The 17645-nt window shown below is 43.7% G+C and carries 13 protein-coding genes and 1 pseudogene; 12 read left to right on the plus strand and 2 right to left on the minus strand.

All coding sequences use genetic code 11. From position 1 onward, the window contains the following. From HWX74_RS02700 to HWX74_RS02750, 11 genes are all read left to right on the plus strand, one after another. The gene (locus HWX74_RS02700; protein ID WP_176012076.1) at window positions 1-1119 is read left to right on the plus strand and encodes a hypothetical protein; all 1119 of its coding nucleotides are present in this window, start codon (window positions 1-3) and stop codon (window positions 1117-1119) included. Between the two features lie 170 nt (window positions 1120-1289). Beyond that, entirely contained in the window at window positions 1290-2351 is a 1062-nt protein-coding gene (locus HWX74_RS02705; RefSeq protein WP_176012077.1) for a Coenzyme F420 hydrogenase/dehydrogenase, beta subunit C-terminal domain, read from the plus strand. A 6-nt stretch (window positions 2352-2357) separates the two neighbouring features. Next, window positions 2358-3746 (plus strand): polysaccharide pyruvyl transferase family protein, encoded by a 1389-nt coding sequence (locus tag HWX74_RS02710; protein WP_176012078.1) that lies wholly within the window; start codon window positions 2358-2360, stop codon window positions 3744-3746. After that, on the plus strand, window positions 3727-4902 hold the full coding sequence (locus HWX74_RS02715; RefSeq protein ID WP_176012079.1) for a glycosyltransferase: 1176 nt from the start codon (window positions 3727-3729) through the stop codon (window positions 4900-4902). The genes HWX74_RS02710 and HWX74_RS02715 overlap by 20 nt, the downstream gene beginning before the upstream one ends. Continuing rightward, the gene (locus HWX74_RS20600; protein WP_176012080.1) at window positions 4899-5417 is read left to right on the plus strand and encodes an acyltransferase; all 519 of its coding nucleotides are present in this window, start codon (window positions 4899-4901) and stop codon (window positions 5415-5417) included. The genes HWX74_RS02715 and HWX74_RS20600 overlap by 4 nt, the downstream gene beginning before the upstream one ends. A gap of 26 nt (window positions 5418-5443) precedes the next feature. Then, complete coding sequence (locus HWX74_RS02725) at window positions 5444-7594, plus strand: bi-domain-containing oxidoreductase (protein ID WP_176012081.1); 2151 nt, start codon at window positions 5444-5446, stop codon at window positions 7592-7594. A 458-nt stretch (window positions 7595-8052) separates the two neighbouring features. Next, window positions 8053-9348, plus strand: coding sequence for a heparinase II/III family protein (locus tag HWX74_RS02730; RefSeq protein WP_217704828.1), 1296 nt, complete (start codon window positions 8053-8055; stop codon window positions 9346-9348). After that, complete coding sequence (locus tag HWX74_RS02735; RefSeq protein WP_176012083.1) at window positions 9345-10571, plus strand: glycosyltransferase family 4 protein; 1227 nt, start codon at window positions 9345-9347, stop codon at window positions 10569-10571. The genes HWX74_RS02730 and HWX74_RS02735 overlap by 4 nt, the downstream gene beginning before the upstream one ends. A 19-nt stretch (window positions 10572-10590) precedes the next feature. Continuing rightward, window positions 10591-11406: a glycosyltransferase family 39 protein gene (locus HWX74_RS02740; RefSeq protein WP_176012084.1), complete on the plus strand. Its 816-nt coding sequence runs from the start codon at window positions 10591-10593 to the stop codon at window positions 11404-11406. Window positions 11407-11408: 2 nt separating this feature from the next. Beyond that, window positions 11409-12710 (plus strand): hypothetical protein, encoded by a 1302-nt coding sequence (locus HWX74_RS02745; protein ID WP_176012085.1) that lies wholly within the window; start codon window positions 11409-11411, stop codon window positions 12708-12710. A 64-nt stretch (window positions 12711-12774) separates the two neighbouring features. Continuing rightward, on the plus strand, window positions 12775-13674 hold the full coding sequence (locus HWX74_RS02750; protein WP_176012086.1) for a hypothetical protein: 900 nt from the start codon (window positions 12775-12777) through the stop codon (window positions 13672-13674). 881 nt (window positions 13675-14555) lie between these two features. On the opposite strand, the gene HWX74_RS02755 is transcribed toward HWX74_RS02750, so the two are convergent. Continuing rightward, window positions 14556-15893, minus strand: a complete 1338-nt coding sequence (locus HWX74_RS02755; protein WP_176012087.1) for a hypothetical protein — start codon at window positions 15891-15893, stop codon at window positions 14556-14558. A 460-nt stretch (window positions 15894-16353) separates the two neighbouring features. Here HWX74_RS02755 and HWX74_RS20605 point away from each other — a divergent pair. Next, window positions 16354-16587, plus strand: a pseudogene (locus tag HWX74_RS20605) (DUF4372 domain-containing protein); the annotation flags it as partial. 66 nt (window positions 16588-16653) lie between these two features. Here the strand turns inward: HWX74_RS20605 and HWX74_RS02765 are convergent. After that, the gene (locus HWX74_RS02765) at window positions 16654-17589 is read right to left on the minus strand and encodes a DUF6528 family protein (RefSeq protein ID WP_176012089.1); all 936 of its coding nucleotides are present in this window, start codon (window positions 17587-17589) and stop codon (window positions 16654-16656) included. Window positions 17590-17645 lie beyond the last annotated feature (56 nt).

Genomic DNA, 17645 nt, shown 5'->3' on the forward strand with positions numbered 1-17645 from the left:
ATGAAAATCGCCTTAATATTAAAAGATGATTTGTGTAAACAGCCTCCTACTCTCTCTGTATGTTATCATCTGTTAACATTGGGAGTTGAGTTGACAATCATTGTTCGAAATTCTAATCACTCTGTCCATAATGATTTAGAAAAAAAAGGTGCAAAAATTTATTTCTTCAATGATCAATCCTATTTGGGTAAATTACCTAAAATTGGCAATCTGTGGCGTTGGAAGCTTTTTAGGAATGAAGTAAAACAAATATTGAGTCAATTACAATTCGATTATTTGTGGATTGCAACCGCAGATGCAGGATTAGCTTTAGGCAGTATTATATTTAAGTATAATTATATTATCCATATCCAGGAGTTATATGACCAATTTCCCAGATATCGTCATGCTTTGAAACCGTTACTCCTGGCTGCTAAAAAAGTTTTTGTTCCAGAAGAAACTCGAGCTCATATTTTCCGGGCCTGGTATCGATTGAAGGAAACGCCAGTTGTTTTGCCCAATAAGCCTTATTATCATCCACGTCAAAAAGGATTGCCAATTAGTAATATTCAGGCAGCAAAAGCATTTGCGAAAATTCCAACCCAATCGAAAATTGTATTTTATCAGGGAGGAATCAGTAACCGCCGCGATTTGAAACCAATTGCTACAGCAATCAAAGAATTGGGAGCCCCTTGGGCTTTAGCTGTACAATGTCCTATTGTTGATAATGAGTATTATCGTGATTTTTTTGAAAATTATGAATTTTACCATATTCCTTATGTTCCGGCCCCTCTGCATCTTGAGATTACTTCTAATATCGATTTTGGTTTGGTGACTTATAGTCATGTATCTTTGAACAATGAATTTTGCGCGCCTAATAAGATTTGGGAATATTCCGGATTTGGCCTGCCAATCATTGCCAATGATGTCTGGGGCTTAAAAAATACTGTTGAACGATTTCATGCTGGTTTGTCTTTAAATTTGGACCAGTCATCTATTGATGAATTAAAGGAAGCATTAATTCATCTGGATGAAAATCAAGCTATTTATGCAAGCAATGCAACAAAACTGTACGAATCTATCAATAATGGTGATATCCTGAAACGAAATATTGAAGATTTAGAAGCAACATTAGGGTAAATATGTATTCATTTCAAGATGTTGTCAAATCACATTGCTGTATGTCATGTGGCTTGTGCTTCGGAAACGCACGGGAAATATCACGGCAAAGGGGGCTTTATATCCCAAAGGAGATATCTGATAATAGAAATTTTATATGTTGTCCGGGAAAAGGATACGATATTGTGCGATTGGGTGCGTCGCGGGAAACATCAATTCAACATCCTGATTTAGGATGCTTTGATTCCTTGGGTGCTGTTTGCGCCAAGGATTCGGATATTTTGAAGAGAGCGTCTTCGGGTGGAGCGATGACTTGCCTGGCCTGGTATTTATTGTGTTCGAATCAAGTGGATGGTGTTGTCACTACAAAGCTGGAAATTCGAAATGGCTGTATTACGCCGGTGACTTTTGTTGCAAAAACGAAAAGTGAATTATGTGTTGCGCAGGGATCAAAATATATGCCAGTTCCGGCATTGCATAATTTAGATAATTTATTGGAAGAAGGCAAACAGTACTTGTTCATTGGAACGCCTTGTCAGATTGCAGGAATTCGAATGCTACAAGAAAATAAAAACTGCTGGGCAAACCGTATTCGATTTACCGTAGGTAATTTTTGTGGAGGATTTAGAGACTTGCGCGAACTGAGTTCAATTCTCAATCAACTGGATATCTCTTCCAAGGATATCAGTGATTTTAGTTACCGAGGAGATGGACAACCTGGTTATATGACAATTCATTTGAGAAGTGGCCGGCAAGTTCGTCTGGGGTATCCTGGATATGCCAAAATGACTGGTTACCCTGTAATAAGACGCTGCAAGCTTTGCGTTGATGCAACGGCTGAATTAGCAGATTTTTCATGTGGCGATGCATGGTTACCGCGCTTTCTGGAAAACCACGAATCTCGTTCGATTGTAATAACTAGATCTTCTGAGGCGACTAAGATTGTAAAAAAGATGACTGATGAAAAATTTTGGGATTTTGAATCGCTTACTGCTGCGGAAGTAATCGAATCTCAGCGAACGAATATTTTTTCAAAAAAACGACGACAAAACGCAAGAAGAAAATTATTTTCTTGTCTACTGCAAAATTTGCCTGCCTTTGATGGGGGTTTTGATCAGGGACCGTCTAATATATACTTAGAGCTGAAAGTGTTATTGTCTCATTTGTTCTTTTATTACCTTCAAATATTTCATTTGTATCAACCGGTTTCAAGATGGCTGAAACGCAATAAGACTAGAATAGAGTGGAAATGACGGAAGATGAAAAAGAGTATTAATATTTTTGTACCGGAATGGGTGCCGCTGGCCAACAAGGGAGAAGAAGCCATTGTGCTTGGAATGGCAGATGTGCTTTTTCCGGAGCAGAAAGTCACCATACATTTATTAGATATGAAAGCAGATCACGTCTACGAAAAAGATGGTATTATCGTTTATCCTGGGAGATGGTTTTACGCTGATTGGCGATCTCGGGAGTTCGGATTTGGATTGTCATGGGAACGTTTTTATTCTTCCTGTTGTTCACTATTGCGTAATGTCTTAAATCGTATAACCCCCAATTGGGTTAATAAGCCGCAATATCCATTGAAAGCCATTGAGAAATCGTTAGTCAGGTTTCACCAGGGCGAAAAAGCCTCTTCTTCCAAGGAACATGCTCTTTATCAAATTTTTCAATGTGATTATATTATTGGTGGGCATAATGGCGGCTTGAATGAATATGTCTGTCATACGTTAAGTTTACTGAAAAAATATGGTCATCATTTTGGAATCTTTGGCAGTTCATTGAAACCTAAATTAAAAGAAGGGCCTGTTTGTAAAATTTTTCGGGATACACTGTCTCTGGCAGATTTTATTTATGTTCGTAATCCCATTGCTAAAAAATGGGCTGAGCATTATATGCCAGAGATACCTGTAAATTTATGCCCAGATCCAGCTTTTGGAATGTATCCCAATGATTCAATTACTGTTGATGAAATCCTCAGAGAAAATAAACTCGATAATTTTATCAATACCAAACTGATTGCAATGACAGTCTGCGAACCTGCTCCCATCGCTAGAAATTGTTTTTCAATTTATTCTAGCCCAAATAGAAAGCTAAAGGAACATCGTTTGCTACTAGGGCAATTAGTGAAGCACATTTTGGAAACCACTGACGCAAATATTTTATTTTTACCACATGCAATAGGACCAGAAAAAGCATTGGATGATCGATTTGTCGCATCTGAAATATTGAAAACAATTTCTTTTGATTCCTCAAGAGTCGCTGTGTTGCGTGCAGATTTGAATGGACGAATTTTGAAACAGTTGATTGGTTATTCTAGTTTATTAGTTGCTGAACGTATTCATTCAATTATAGGCAGTGTAAAAGTAAATACTCCATTTTTTAGTATTGGAGTAAAAGCAGATTCCAGAATTATCGGAATTGTAAAAGATATGTTGAAAGCTGAAGAAAATATTTATTATTTGGAGAATCCAGATATCCAATCTTTAATTGACAAGTTTGATGAGCTTTGGCAGAATTTGCCTGCAATTCGGGAAAAGCAGACGATCATTAATGAGGAAATTTTAGCTTGGTTAACAAAAGCTGCAGATGAGATTCGCCAAATTATTGATACCCGTATAAGATCTGTTGATGAAAAATATTCTTTATAATTTCTTACCGATTGGCGGCGGAGGGGGATTGCAAAATGCATTGAGTTTTTTGCAAAATCTTCCTGACCCACAATCTTCAACCATATTGGTAAGAAAGAATTCATCTCTGGAGGTATTAGGAAATTCAATCGGGACGAAAGTATTGAAGGCTCCGAATACTCCGTTAAAGCGAATTATCTTTGAGATAAATGCAAAAAAATTAGCACAAGAATATTCAATTATATTTTCTATATTCGGAACGCCATTTCTCAATAGTCACCCATATTTTTTAAATATCAATGGTTTTGCGGTTTCTAACTTGCTTTATCCAGAAATTGATTTTTGGAAATTCTGTTCCCGTAGTGAACGAATCAAGCATGAAATAATTGATTTCTATCGCCGCAAGATGTATCGTCAAGCTGATTTTTGGATTTTTGAAACTGATATTCTCCGGCAAAGAGCAGTAGATTTATTCCAGTTTCCAGAGGCACATACTGCTGTTGTAAAAATGGCGCCAAGTTCTCTGGTCAGCCCTCAGAAAATCGAATTGGAGTTATGTGCAGAGTTTGAAAAAAAAATTGGGACAGGAAAATTCCGTTTTTTATTTCTGAATGGAGCCAATCCCAATAAAAGGATTCATTTATTACCTAGCTTAGCAAAAACACTATATAATCAAGGAGTTACGGATTTTATCTTTATTACGACTTTACCATTGCAACATAGTTATACTTTAGCTGTCAAACGACATTTTTACGATATTAACATGCAAAATCATTGGTGCAATATTGGACCGGTTGCTCAAAGTCACGTGGCTTCGTTAATTGCCTGCAGTGATGTCATGTGTACATTTAGCGTTCTGGAGAGTTTCAGTAATAATTTTGTAGAAGCCTGGAAGATGAGCAAACCGCTGATTGTCACAAACAGTGATTGGGCAAAAGCCAGTTGTAAAGGCAGTGCTCTTTATCTGGATCCAGAACAGACAGATGCGGCCGCGGAAATATTGAAAATGGTTTACAATCAACCCGGTCTACGTCAAAGGATGATTTTGGCCGGAGAGAAAATTCTCAAAGAATATCCGACCTCAATGGCAAAAAATCAATATTATCTAGAAGCAATTAAAAAAGCCTGTGAATTGGGAAAACTCTCTCAAGCTGAACGTAAGAAAATTACTCTATGAAATATAGCTTGACCGTCTGCTGGGAAACATTGATGCAATGCATTTTCTTACTGCCTCGTTTCCGGCTTTGCAATTCCTTTAAAAGTCATTTTCTCCGGATACATGGGGCGAAAATTGGTCGTCGTGTAGTTTTTTATCCTGGGGTTTTTATTACGATGGGCCGGGGAGCTAGATTAGAAATTGGAGATGAGGTAGATCTTGCTTTGGGCGTATTGATAACAGCCAAAGGTGGAGTAAAAATCGGTAATCGGGTTTTGATTGGATATCGAACTCAAATTCTTTCTGCTAACCACAAAATTCCTATTTGTCCAGAACGTATTTTTGATGCTGGGCATATTTGTAAATCTGTTGAAATTGCCGATGATGTCTGGATTGGTGCCAATGCAATGATTCTCCCCGGTGTTAAAATTGGTGAAGGTGCGGTTATTGCCGCAGGAGCGGTGGTAACGAAAAATGTTCCAGCTTATGCAATTGTCGGTGGAGTTCCAGCTAAGATTTTGAAAATGAGAAATTAATTTAATTTAGGAATAGTTGACGAGAAATGAAACAAATCATTCAATCCTTTAAAACAGGGGAACTTTGGTTGGCAGAAGTCCCTGTCCCGCTTTGTAAAAAAAATGGTGTTCTGATGCAGAACCAGATTTCGTTCGTTTCGGCTGGAACGGAGCGAATGCTGGTCGATTTTGCTCAGAAAAATATTATCGGCAAAGCATTGCAAATGCCGGATCAGGTAAAAAAAGTCCTTCGCAAGATGAAAACGGAGGGAATTTTCAATACTTGGGAGAAAGTCAAAACCAAACTGGATCAACCCATTCCCCTGGGTTACTCCTGTGCTGGAATTGTTCTGGAAGTCGGCAGCCGGGTCCCCGGCTTGCAGGCCGGCGACCGGGTTGCCTGCGGCGGCGCCGGGTTTGCCAATCATGCCGAATTCAATTATGTACCCCGCAATCTGGTCGTGAAAATTCCGGATTCTGTTTCTTTTGAGGACGCGTCCTGCGCTACGGTAGGAAGTATTGCACTGCAGGGAGTCCGGCAATGCGATTTGAAGCTGGGAGAATCGGCGTGCGTCATCGGTTTGGGATTACTCGGCATCTTGGCCGTCCAAATGTTGAAAGCTGCCGGCTGTAAAGTGATCGGATTCGATCCCAATCCGCAACGTTGTACCCTGGCGGTGAGCTGCGGAGCGGATTTGGCTGTTCATGCCAATCTGGCTGATGCCGCCTTGGAATTTTCCGATGGCTATGGCGTTGATGCAGTTTTGATCACAGCCGCAACCAAGTCGGACGAACCGGTGACCGTGGCGGGTGAAATCTGCCGCCAGAAAGGCAAAGTTGTGGTTACTGGTCTGGTGGGAATGGATATTCCACGCGACCAATATTACAAAAAGGAACTGGATTTCAAATTGAGTCTTTCCTATGGTCCCGGGCGTTACGATCCGGTTTATGAAGACAACGGTATCGATTATCCTTATGGGCTGGTTCGCTGGACAGAGCAGCGCAATATGAAAGCATTTCTGGATCTGGTTGCCATGGGGAAATTAGCACCCGGCAAATTAATCACCCACCGTTTTTTGTTTGACGAAGCCTTGCAGGCTTACGATCTTTTGCTGGGAAAGGTAACGGAACCTTATCTCGGAATTGTTTTACGATATTCCGAAGTCATTGATCGGCAGCCGGCAGCTACCATTCAGTGCAATTCACCAAAGACAACCGCGCCCGAAGCGCCGGTGATCGGTTTTATCGGTTGCGGCAATTTCACCAAAGGTGTTTTGTTGCCGGCCCTGAAAAAATGTGATGCGGTTCGCTGGCGCGGACTTTGTACCGCCAGTGGGATGAACTGTGGTGAAACCGCCCAAAAAGAAGGGTTTGAAATTGCCACCACCGATGTCGATGCCATTCTGAAGGATGAGCAGATCAATACGGTTTTTATAACCACCCGGCATGATACCCATGCGGAATATGTCTGCCGCGCCTTGCAGGCGGGAAAGCATGTCTTTGTCGAAAAACCTTTGGCCATTCATCCGGAAGAATTGACTGAGATTCAAACCGCCTGCGCGAATCATCCCGGCAGAGTGATGGTCGGTTTCAACCGTCGTTTCAGCCCCCATGCCGTGTTATTGAAAAAGTACTTTGCCGATCGTACGTCTCCAATGCTGATTTCTTATCGGGTCAATGCCGGAATTGTTCCAAAAGATAGCTGGCTGCAGGATCCGGATACCGGCGGCGGTCGTTTGATTGGCGAAGGGTGCCATTTTATCGATTTCTGCACTTTTCTGATCGGTAAAAAGGTTACAGCGGTGCAAGCGATGTGTTTTGGCACAGCCAATGCGGCAATTACGGCGGAAGACAATATCTCCTGCAATTTACTTTATGAAGATGGATCGGTTGCCAATCTTATTTATGTTGCGGAAGGCAGTGGAGAATTGGCGAAAGAACGCTGTGAAATTCATGCGGATTCTTCCAGCGCGATTATGGACAATTTCTGCCTGACAACCTGCAGCGGCAAGTTGGGGGAGCGGCGATTGAAAACATCGCAACAAAAAGGATTTGTGGAGGAATTAACACATTTTCTTGAGGCAATTCGCCACGACGGTCCGGCCCCTATCCCGCTGCAGGAGTTATTCAATACGACCGAAGCTGCTTTCGCGATTCTCCGCTCTCTGCGCTCCGGCACCAACATTGTTCTTTCGTAACCGATGAAGTCCACCGAAATGACTCATTGGGATATTCGCCTAATCGCTGCCGTAATCATTTTCCATTTCGGCTAAAAGTCCCGCCGAATTCTCTTTGATTCGGAAACTATTTTTTTTGATTCGTTATGCTGAAAAAGTACTTCTTGTATTTTCATACTTGCCGTCATTTGAAAACGCGTCAGATTCTGTGGCGTATTTATTTGAAATTGCATAAAATTCATTGGCGTAAGCAAGCGGCGCCGCCTTCGTGTATTCCGCTTGGACATTGGGTTCCTCCAATTGCTGTCGGACGAATTTTAGCCGGGGAAAATGAGTTTACTTTTCTGCATGAAACCCATCGTTGTCAAATGCCGGCCGATTGGAACCATCCGGAAAGATCGAAATTATATCTTTACAATCTGCACTATTTTGATTGGCTACGACAGCCGGATTTGCCGCCAGCAACCAAAAATCTCTGGATGGAGCGCTGGACTGAGGAAAATCCTCCAATTGCCGGTAACGGTTGGGAACCTTATCCGATTTCTTTGCGGGTGGTCAATTGGATCAAATGGGGACTTCAAGAACCATTATCCGAAAAAATTTTGGATTCGCTGGCGCTGCAACTGAGAATTCTTGAACAGCAGATCGAATATCATTTGCTGGCTAACCATTTGTTGGCCAATGCGAAAGCTTTGATTTTCGGCGGTTTGTTTTTTGCCTCGCCGGAAGGCGGGCGCTGGTATGAACTCGGGATCGACATTTATCGTCAGGAACTGCCCGAACAAATTCTACGGGACGGCGGCCATATCGAACGTTCGCCGATGTATCATGCGATCATTTTGGAAGATATCCTGGATATCATCAATTTATTTTATGCAATGAAAGGAAAATCCAGACAATTGCCGTTGGATTTTGACCGGATTGCTTGTCGAATGTTGCATTGGCTTCAAGTAATGACGATGCCGGACGGCGACATCACCTTTTTCAACGATGCCGCTTTCGGCATTGCACCCCGTTTGGAATCTTTGATTGCGTATGCCAACCGATTGGGATTGAATTACCATTGCTCGGAGCTTCCGGCGGTCTGCCAACTGGCCGATTCCGGTTATTGCCGGGTTGCTTGCGGACCGTGGCTGCTCTGGACCGATACTGCGCCGCTTGGCCCGGATTATCAGCCGGGACATGCCCATGCCGATCTGTTATCGTTCGAATTGTGTTACCGGAATAAACGTTTGCTGGTAAATTCTGGAACCAGTTGCTATACAGGACCTGATCGGCAGTTGGAGCGTGCAACCTCCGCTCATAATACCCTGACTTTGGCCGGACAGAATTCTGCCGAAGTCTGGAAAGACCACCGGGTGGCCAGACGTGGCAAAATTGTTGACTGCTCCATCGCGTCGCAAATTTTGACTGCCACGCATGATGGCTTTCTGCGGCAGTTCGGTTGTTTGCACCGCCGTTGTTGGCGATGGACCCCGGAAGCCATCTTCATCGAAGACCGGGTCAGCGGGGCGGCTCAACTCCCGGTAGAACTTTATTTTCATTGGCATCCGGATTGGCAAGTGGAAACTCATGGGAACTCAGCAGTTGTTTTGCGGCATGTAGACGGAACGCGTTGCCAAATACAGTTTGAGAAACCGCCGCGCCGGCTGGAGGTGCGGAAAAGTTTTTATCGTTGCGGCTTTGGCCGGCGTATCCCCAATGTCACCATTGTGGCAGAACAGGATAAAGATAGTATGGAGTTGCAAATCGTTACAAGGATTCTGGCATTATGAGAATTTTATTTTTTTCTCACTATTACGCACCGGAAGGCAATGCACCGGCTTCCCGTGTTACGGCGTTGACGCGTCGTTGGGCAGAGCAGGGTCATGAAGTTACCGTCATTACCTGCGCGCCCAATGTCCCGTCCGGCAAGGTTTACAGCGGTTATAAAAATAAATTATATCAAACGGAATTCATCGATCAAGTGCGGGTAATCCGGGTATGGACTTACATTGCGCCGAACCGGGGGATTGTCAGAAGGATATCCAATTATCTCAGTTATATGTTCAGTGCATTATTTGTTGCATTGTTTTTGTCACGTCCCGATGTCACGATTGCCACCAGTCCGCAGTTCTTCTGCGGGTGGGCTGGGGTGCTTTTTCAGTTTTTCAAAGGGGGAATTTTTATTTTGGAGGTTCGTGACATCTGGCCGGAATCGATCAGTGCGGTGGAGGCAAAGATGCCGAATTGGTTGCTGAAGCCAATTATCCTGATGGAACGAATTATGTATCGCCGAGCTGACCATATCGTTACGGTTGGCAGTGGTTATTTGGAGAAATTGGTGGAACGGCAGGTAGCCAGGGAAAAGGTTGCTGTTGTCATGAATGGAGTGGATAGTGATATTTTTCGTCCGAGTGAATGTAATAAGGCATTTCTGGAATCTTGGGGATTGAAAGATAAGTTCGTTTGCAGTTATATCGGAACGATTGGTATGGCATGTGGTTTGGAAGTGGTTTTGGCGGCGGCAGCGCGTTTGAAGGAAATGCAACGCTCCGACATCGCGTTTTTGCTGGTGGGGGATGGTGCGGTGCGGGAAAAGTTGGAGGCCGAAGCACGGAAACGTCAACTGGACAATGTAGTGTTTGCCGGTCTGCGGCCCAAAAAGGAAATGCCGGAATTCATCGCTGCCAGCGATGTCAACTTGGTACATTTGCGTAAGACAGAACTGTTCACGACTGTAATGCCTTCCAAAATTTTTGAATGCGCAGGAATGCAGCGTCCTTTGATCATTGGGGTCCAGGGGTTTGCGGAAAAATTCGTTACGGAGGCTCAAGCCGGAATTGCCATTGCTCCCGGCAACGCCTCTGCGCTTGCAACTGCCGTTGGTTATTTGGCGGATCATCCGGAAGAATGTAAACGGTTGGGAGAAAATGCATATCGGAATATTGCGCTGCATTATGACCGTAAGCAGCTGGCGGATACTTATCTTGAGCTTTTGAGCCAGTGGGCACACTGAGAAGCAGAATCAAACTCAAATGGCTTTGCAAATATCAAAACAGCTTCCCGGATTTTTTCAACGAATCGGCGTTGATTGGGTCATTGGCAACCGTACTGCCACAATCCTATTGTTGGGAATTGTGATATTGGGAGTTGGACTCCGTATGATTCGCTTACAGCAGGTCCATCTGCTGGAACGCGATGAGATCGTTTACCTGGAAATGGCTGAAAAATGGGCCGCGGAAGGAATTGATGCCGTTTACCTGGATACAGAATATACGATTCCGCCTGTTTTGTTGTTTGGGATGAAAATTTTGATTGGGTGGGGAGTGCCAGGTATTGTTGCAGGGAAATTATGCGGCATGGTAACTGGAGGGATTTTTATAATTCCATTTTTTTTCATCGGCAAATTACTGTTTGGTAAAAATTCTGCCGGGTTGCTTTTGTCTCTGCTGGCGGCAGTTCAGCCTTATGCCGTCCGTATGGCACCTTTGATGGAGCGGGATGGTATAAATGTTACCTGGTACGCTTTTTTCTTCTGGACTGCTTTATACGCCATCCAAAAAAATAAGTGTTGGAGTTGGGGATTGGCGGGAGGATTTGCGGCTTTGGCAATATTTACTCGTCATGAATCCTGGGAATTGATTTTGCTTACATTGCTTTATTGGATGGTTGCCGGCATATTGCACTTATTCTCCTGGAAACATAATTTGAAAAGTTTCTGCTGCTTTTGGGGAGGGCTGGGGCTGATGGTAATGATCTGTCATTGGAGCATGAAGATTCCAGATTATTATTATCAGGATAATTATATAAGAAAATTTGAAATCTTTTTATTGGCTCAAAAGAAACGCTGAAGATGATGTTTGAGCTGATGCAATCATTGGACAATATCCTCTTTTTACCGTTCACTTGTCTCATGCTGTCAGGTTGCATCTTCCTGATTGTTAATCATGGGAGATTGGCCGGCAGTCGAAAAATCGGTATTTTCTTTTTGAGTGCGATTGTTCTGATGATTGGCTGGCGTTGCTGTGTCGAATTGGTTTCAGGACGATATTTTTCAGCTTTAATTGTGCCGGCAATTTGTCTGAGTGGCTATGCTTTGCTTCTGTTTTCCTCCCAAGCGATTCGGCGGGGAATTTTGAGGTGTCTGGTATTGATTATCGTAATCCTTTGTATAGGAAAGGCATTAAATCCACCCTACTATAAAGAATATCTGTTGGAAATAGGTGAAGTTATTCGGCAGGATGTCAAAAATGAGAAATTTTTTGTCCCGCGGATTTATATTAACTTTCCGGAGGCGGAACGCGTTGGTTATTATTCCGGCTTGAAAATTTATAATTTTCAGGACCAGATTTCTGCTCCGATAGAATTCACCAGACGATTCGAAAAATTGATGGAAAATTTTCCATTTTACGACGCTTACTATTTTGTACTGAGGGAAAAAAAGATTGATCCGCTGATGGCGGATATCGAGAAGTATTGTACTGACAGAGAACTAAAAATTTCTGAAATCTATACGGAAAAATCGGAAAAATATACTGTAAAAATCATTCGAATTTCCCATGCAGAAGAATTTTACGGAGAGGCGATCAGTAATGCTGCTGCAATGGAGTTGGCCGAAGTTTCCTGTCAGAAACTTACCAATGGAAATTTTCGTCGATGGCAGCCGGTTGCATGGAATAATTGGCCATGGAATAAGTTGGCGGAAAAATTCGAGACTCTTCAATTCCATCAACAGGATGTTTTGTTTTTTCCGATGGGATGGCAGCCGAATCCTGCCCATGTACCCATTCCTCCACGAGTTGGATTCCAGTTTCGGGAAGTTCAAGAAGAAGGTCCGCATACGGCTCTGTCGATACATGCTGAAGGTGGAATCGTGATCAACAGCATACATTCTGTTCCGGTTCAAAATTATCAGGGAATACTGATTGCGAAGGGAAATGAAGGGAGCGTTTGCAAACTGTATGCTTATTGTGCGGAAAATAGTAAATTTTTGCAGACAATACAAGTAGCGACTTGTATCTTTCAGGATACCGGGATACGGTTTTTCTCCTTTCAGATTGATCCGGCAGCGTTGCCGGAGGAAACGACAAAATTCCGGTTGGCTATCGGCATTGAAAATGGAGATATTGATATTTATAAAATTGACCTGTTTTAGAACTAGGTTCTTTATGTTTTTTTTGAATGTTTACAACTTCAACATCTAGCCAGGGAGGTAAAAAATGGAAAAATTGAGTTACTTTATTTTGTTGTGCGGCTTAGTGACTGCCGGAGGATGTCTGTCACCAGCACAAGAAGAGGAAAATTATCTGGAGAATTTTAACGTCGTTACCATCAAGGAAGATACCGAAAAGGAGAGGATTGAAATCAAAACTCCAACGGACTGGCAGAATTGGAACCCGAAAACCGGAATTTATAGGGAAACTGATGCCGACTTTGAAGTAGAAGGCAAGTCGGTAAGTCTTTATGGAAAAGATTTATTGAAGATAGATCCCGCCAAAACAATTTGTATTTCCGCTAATTTCAAAAATTTATCTTCACAAGCCGATGCAAACGTTTACCTTGGCTTTCGCCTCTATGATCAGGATAAAAAAGAAATTCGAGACTGGAATGTCTGTGTAATTCCGGATAGCGATACTGTCTTAAGCCGGAAATGCAGCCCTGAGTCCACGACTATCTACGTCAGGGATGCTTCTCGCTGGCCGGAACAAAGTAAAGTTCATCTTGCTTTCTTTACAGCAACAGACTATAGCGATTTGCCCAATGCCAATATCAAACATTCGGCAGGGCAAATAATTCAGTCAATTACTAAACTTACAGACCATAATTATGCAGTGGAATTTGCAAATCCGGTCGGTTTTGCCGGAGATGCAGCGACTCCCGTCCGTCTGCATAAACAGGGGGGCGCTTATATGTATGCCGGAGGAAGTAAATTACTGAAATCGCAGGAAAGTATTTCTTTATCTGGTTGTGTAAAGGGACAGGTCGAAAAAGACATGCCTCAAAATGCCTGGTGTCCTGGTGCTGCATATGCTCGGGTGATCGTATTGGTACGTAGCAATTCCGAGGATTGCAAAATTCAATTTGATTCTATAAAAGTAGAAGAGGTCGATTCCAAGTAGAGGCGCCGGATAAGGTCATCGAAATTTATTGCCAATACGGATGGTTTTGATAATCTGGAATTTCATAAATCTACCCTTAAATAATGGCGTAACCTGGCGATAGGCTCCGATCAACTTATCCGATTTCACCCAAATTATCTCCCCCTTCTCGAAAAGTTACTGTCCTAAAAAATGAATTCCATTTAAAAATTCTCCGACCCCGGCGGTTTGGAGAACGATTGATCCAGCTATCGCCACAAGCCGGGAGGGGGCAAGAAATCCCGCTATAGCAACCGACTTTATTTTTCAGTCATCGCTTATGTGCTCCCAAACCGGGATTATTCAGTTCGACAACATCACCTCGCAAGCCGTGCATAACAATGGTTGCGCGCTGGATTCGTTCAGAAACTCTGGGTACGCAGGTCTGACGGAATATGATGAAATGGAGGAAATCGCCTGGGAATGACAGTCCGCAACGGTATGGTCCAAGTACCGCCTGTCCTGAAGGCGGTCGGCCCCAATCCTACGGCCAGGAAACAATGGAAGCAAAAGGAAGTTGTCGCCCGTCGCAACCGAAGCCGACCGGCACGATAGCGCAGTTTTGACGAACTTCTTCGGAATCGCGTCGTTCCCCCGGAGCCCGGACACGTCGAATCCATTGGGAAAACCCTGTCCGGATACTGAATACGTTGGTAAACGTAACTTACGGTGTCACATGGAATGCTCCCGCAACAGCCGGCCATGTGGAGTTGAAGAAGAATTCCTGTCAGATACGAGAAAACGTACATGGCAACCGGGGCTGGCCATATCTGACGGCCGCTATGATCATCATGAATAAAGTCATGAGGATTTATCCGGTACAATGATACTTTATTCGTTGATAACCTCTAAAGAATACCTGGCTATTCCATTGTCGTTGTTTCCGCCGCAACTTCGGCGAAAAATTTTCCCCATTCGGCCTGAGTGCCGTATTTTTTCATCAGACCGGTTAATAATTCGTGATTGCCGTGATCATACAAGATTTTTACTTTCCAGGCATTTTTCTCCGTTGGATGCTTCATGACAAAATCGAGCAATAATTTTCCCTTCTCGGTCGGCTGATAAACACCAGAACCCGCATCAAATTCATACCCTACCACCACAAACGCCGTCATCATGCCAACAAGATAAGCTTCCCGCTCTTCGGCATATTCAGAGCTCTCTAGGCGACGTTCTATTTCTCCTACAACCATTGGCAAGCGGTCTTTAAAAGGGGTGCCGAAATCACCTTTTACCGTATTGTTCAAAAGATTTATTATCGAATATTGCAATGGTCTTACCCTAGGAGAAGGTGGTCCCCAAAAATAAAAATCTTCGCCATTGGAATAATCTGTCAATAAATAAACAAACAAATCTCGTAATGTCACTTCACAGAACTTTTTCCTGATCATTAGATCTTCGATTATATAAACTTCCAGAGCCTCCGGAATACAAAAAGAAACTGTTCCATAATTAGATGGAGCAACAGTTTTATCATTTTCACCCAATAAGTAATGCTGAAATTCTCTGGGATAATTAGAAAAAAATAAAGAACGTTCAAAAAAACTGATAAAACTACAATCATTTTTAAGTAAAACTGGACGTATTTTATTCCACTCCTGCCACCATAATTGGGAATCTTTTGATTTCAGTGCTCTTTCTCCAACAAATTCCTCTGAAGGCATGAACCCCCTCTTCGCCAGCCCTAAATTATTAAAAAACAAATATAAATAGAAAGAATACTCCTTTTGATCATAATAATAACGCCAAGCAAGATAACGCTCTCCTGCCGAATGGGGATCATAAAAAATATTCCATCTCATAGGAAGTCGAAAATTTTCAAGTTCTTCAAATTCTTCAGCATTATATTTCATCAACTCCTCTTTACAACCTTCCGAATAACGCCAATCCAGATATTGTTTCAATAACGGATGATCAAAAATGACTGAATAAAAACGAAACTGATATCCCCCATACGGCAGATTTTTCCCATCACCAAAGAGAAAAGAACGGCGTTTCTCTCCCTTGGGTATCTCAATATCAATAATCCTCAAATGATAATCAATTTCTTTCCCTAAATTCAGAAGAACTTCAGCAAACTCCTCTCGTTGCTTTAAATAATACTGATCCTCCTGTAGTTGATCAACGGAACTGGATATCCCCAATACCTGAGCGCCTCCACACACGCATATTAATACTACTGCGAAACACTTCCAAATCATAATAACAGCGTTCCTTTACCAGTTTTAATCTCCACAAATTCTTTATTCGGACTACAAAGAAACAAGTCCCGGCCTATCCCTCAATACTAATAACATATCTGTGGATCCGAAACCAAATAAATCATAGTTTTTAATTTCATTTTTAGGCGCAGCAGCTGCATGTATTAACTTTCGGAGTAATGTCATATGCAAGGATATCTGTTAAATATGCAGGAAAATCTAACACAACAAACCGTTCACGTTGAATCACACCTGTCCTAACAAACTTTTAAAGGAGTAACAAGAGGAGCCAACTTGTCCGTAACAGTATCATTACGGTCACCTAAAAACCACAGGAGACTCCCTAATAAAGAATACATCAACCTGCCTGTTCCGTCAAGTATTGGATTTGATTCCGAAGCGAGAATTTGAAAAAACAATCATGAAGCACAATGAAGACAAATGAAAACAAACCTTCGACAGGTGGGTACATTTTTTGTCGCTGATCTTCTGTCAACTGGTACAAGCCAGCAGTTTGCGGGAGACCAGCGACGGGCTGAAAACCTGTGCCGGGAAGCTCAACCATCTTGGAGTTGAGGCAGTCCCGGCCAATCCAATCGTTCGCATGCCTATCAACATTGCGATCCGGAAATCTTCAAGGCGCTTTTTTCGTGTTGCTGAAGCTGGGAGCAAGATTCAGCTCGTTTCAGGATGACAGATGCAGCATGATTTTCCGCCATCGGGTGCGGTCATGTTTTTATCTTTTTTGATCTATTCAAGATCACTGCTCAAAAGAATCCGGCTCCCACCAGCGCGCTTTGTAAAACCGCGCACCGGGCAACAGGCCGACCGACTCGCCGGAATCAAGCAGCGTTACCCGGTCGGTCCACCACTCTTCCCTCGGCAACGTCACGATGATTCTGCCATCCGCCGCCCGGCTGATGCTTTTCACATCAGGCTGCTGCCGGAATAAAGTGATCGACCCGGTTTCCGGATCGAAAACCGACACTTTGTCATGATCGGTAATGTAGAGCCGATCCTCGCCCAGCACCGGCCAGAGGTCATGCCCATAGACCACTCCGCCAGGCAGCGGATAACTCACTTCCGCCGTCAGTTGCGGATTCCCCTTGTCGAAATTATAACGGAATCCGGTCAACGCTTCCCGGCCAAGTGCCCAGAGCATTTGACGGCGGCGGTCCCAGACGACGCCGTGCGCGTCGGGATAATCAATCTTGAGCGTCCTGCCTTCGCCATCGGCAAAACTGTCCACCACGAAAATACAGAGGAAATTGCCGGTACTGGAAGCGCTGACGATGTTGCCGTCCGGCAGCAGGGCCGCCGAATGCGTATTGCCGCCGGCATACCCGTAAAATCGCGTCCCGCCGTCGGCCAGATCCACCAGCGCCACCCCGCCGCCGGAGGCCGCCACCAACAGTTGTGTGCCGCCGGAAACCGGCTTGCATTCACTGACGGCATGGAACCATTGGCGGTGCTCCGGTTTGATTTCCGGTGCTGCCAACGGTTCCCATTGCCACAAAACCGCCGCGTCACAGTCCCAATCCTGCTGCGGATCAAGCAGGAGAATCCGGGTCGTCCGCTGCTCCGCGGCGACAATCGCCCCCTGATAGGGCACCGAATCCTCCAATGCCGCACATCCTCCGAGTACCGCCGGCAGCACTGCCCACAGCATCCGCCGTTGCCAACCATTTCTCCACATAAGTCAACCTTTCCTTCCGGCCGTTGCCACCAAGCGAAGCCCCGGATTTTTATCGG

It is taken from the genome of Victivallis sp. Marseille-Q1083, from assembly GCF_903645315.1.
Taxonomy (GTDB): Bacteria; Verrucomicrobiota; Lentisphaeria; order Victivallales; family Victivallaceae; genus UMGS1518.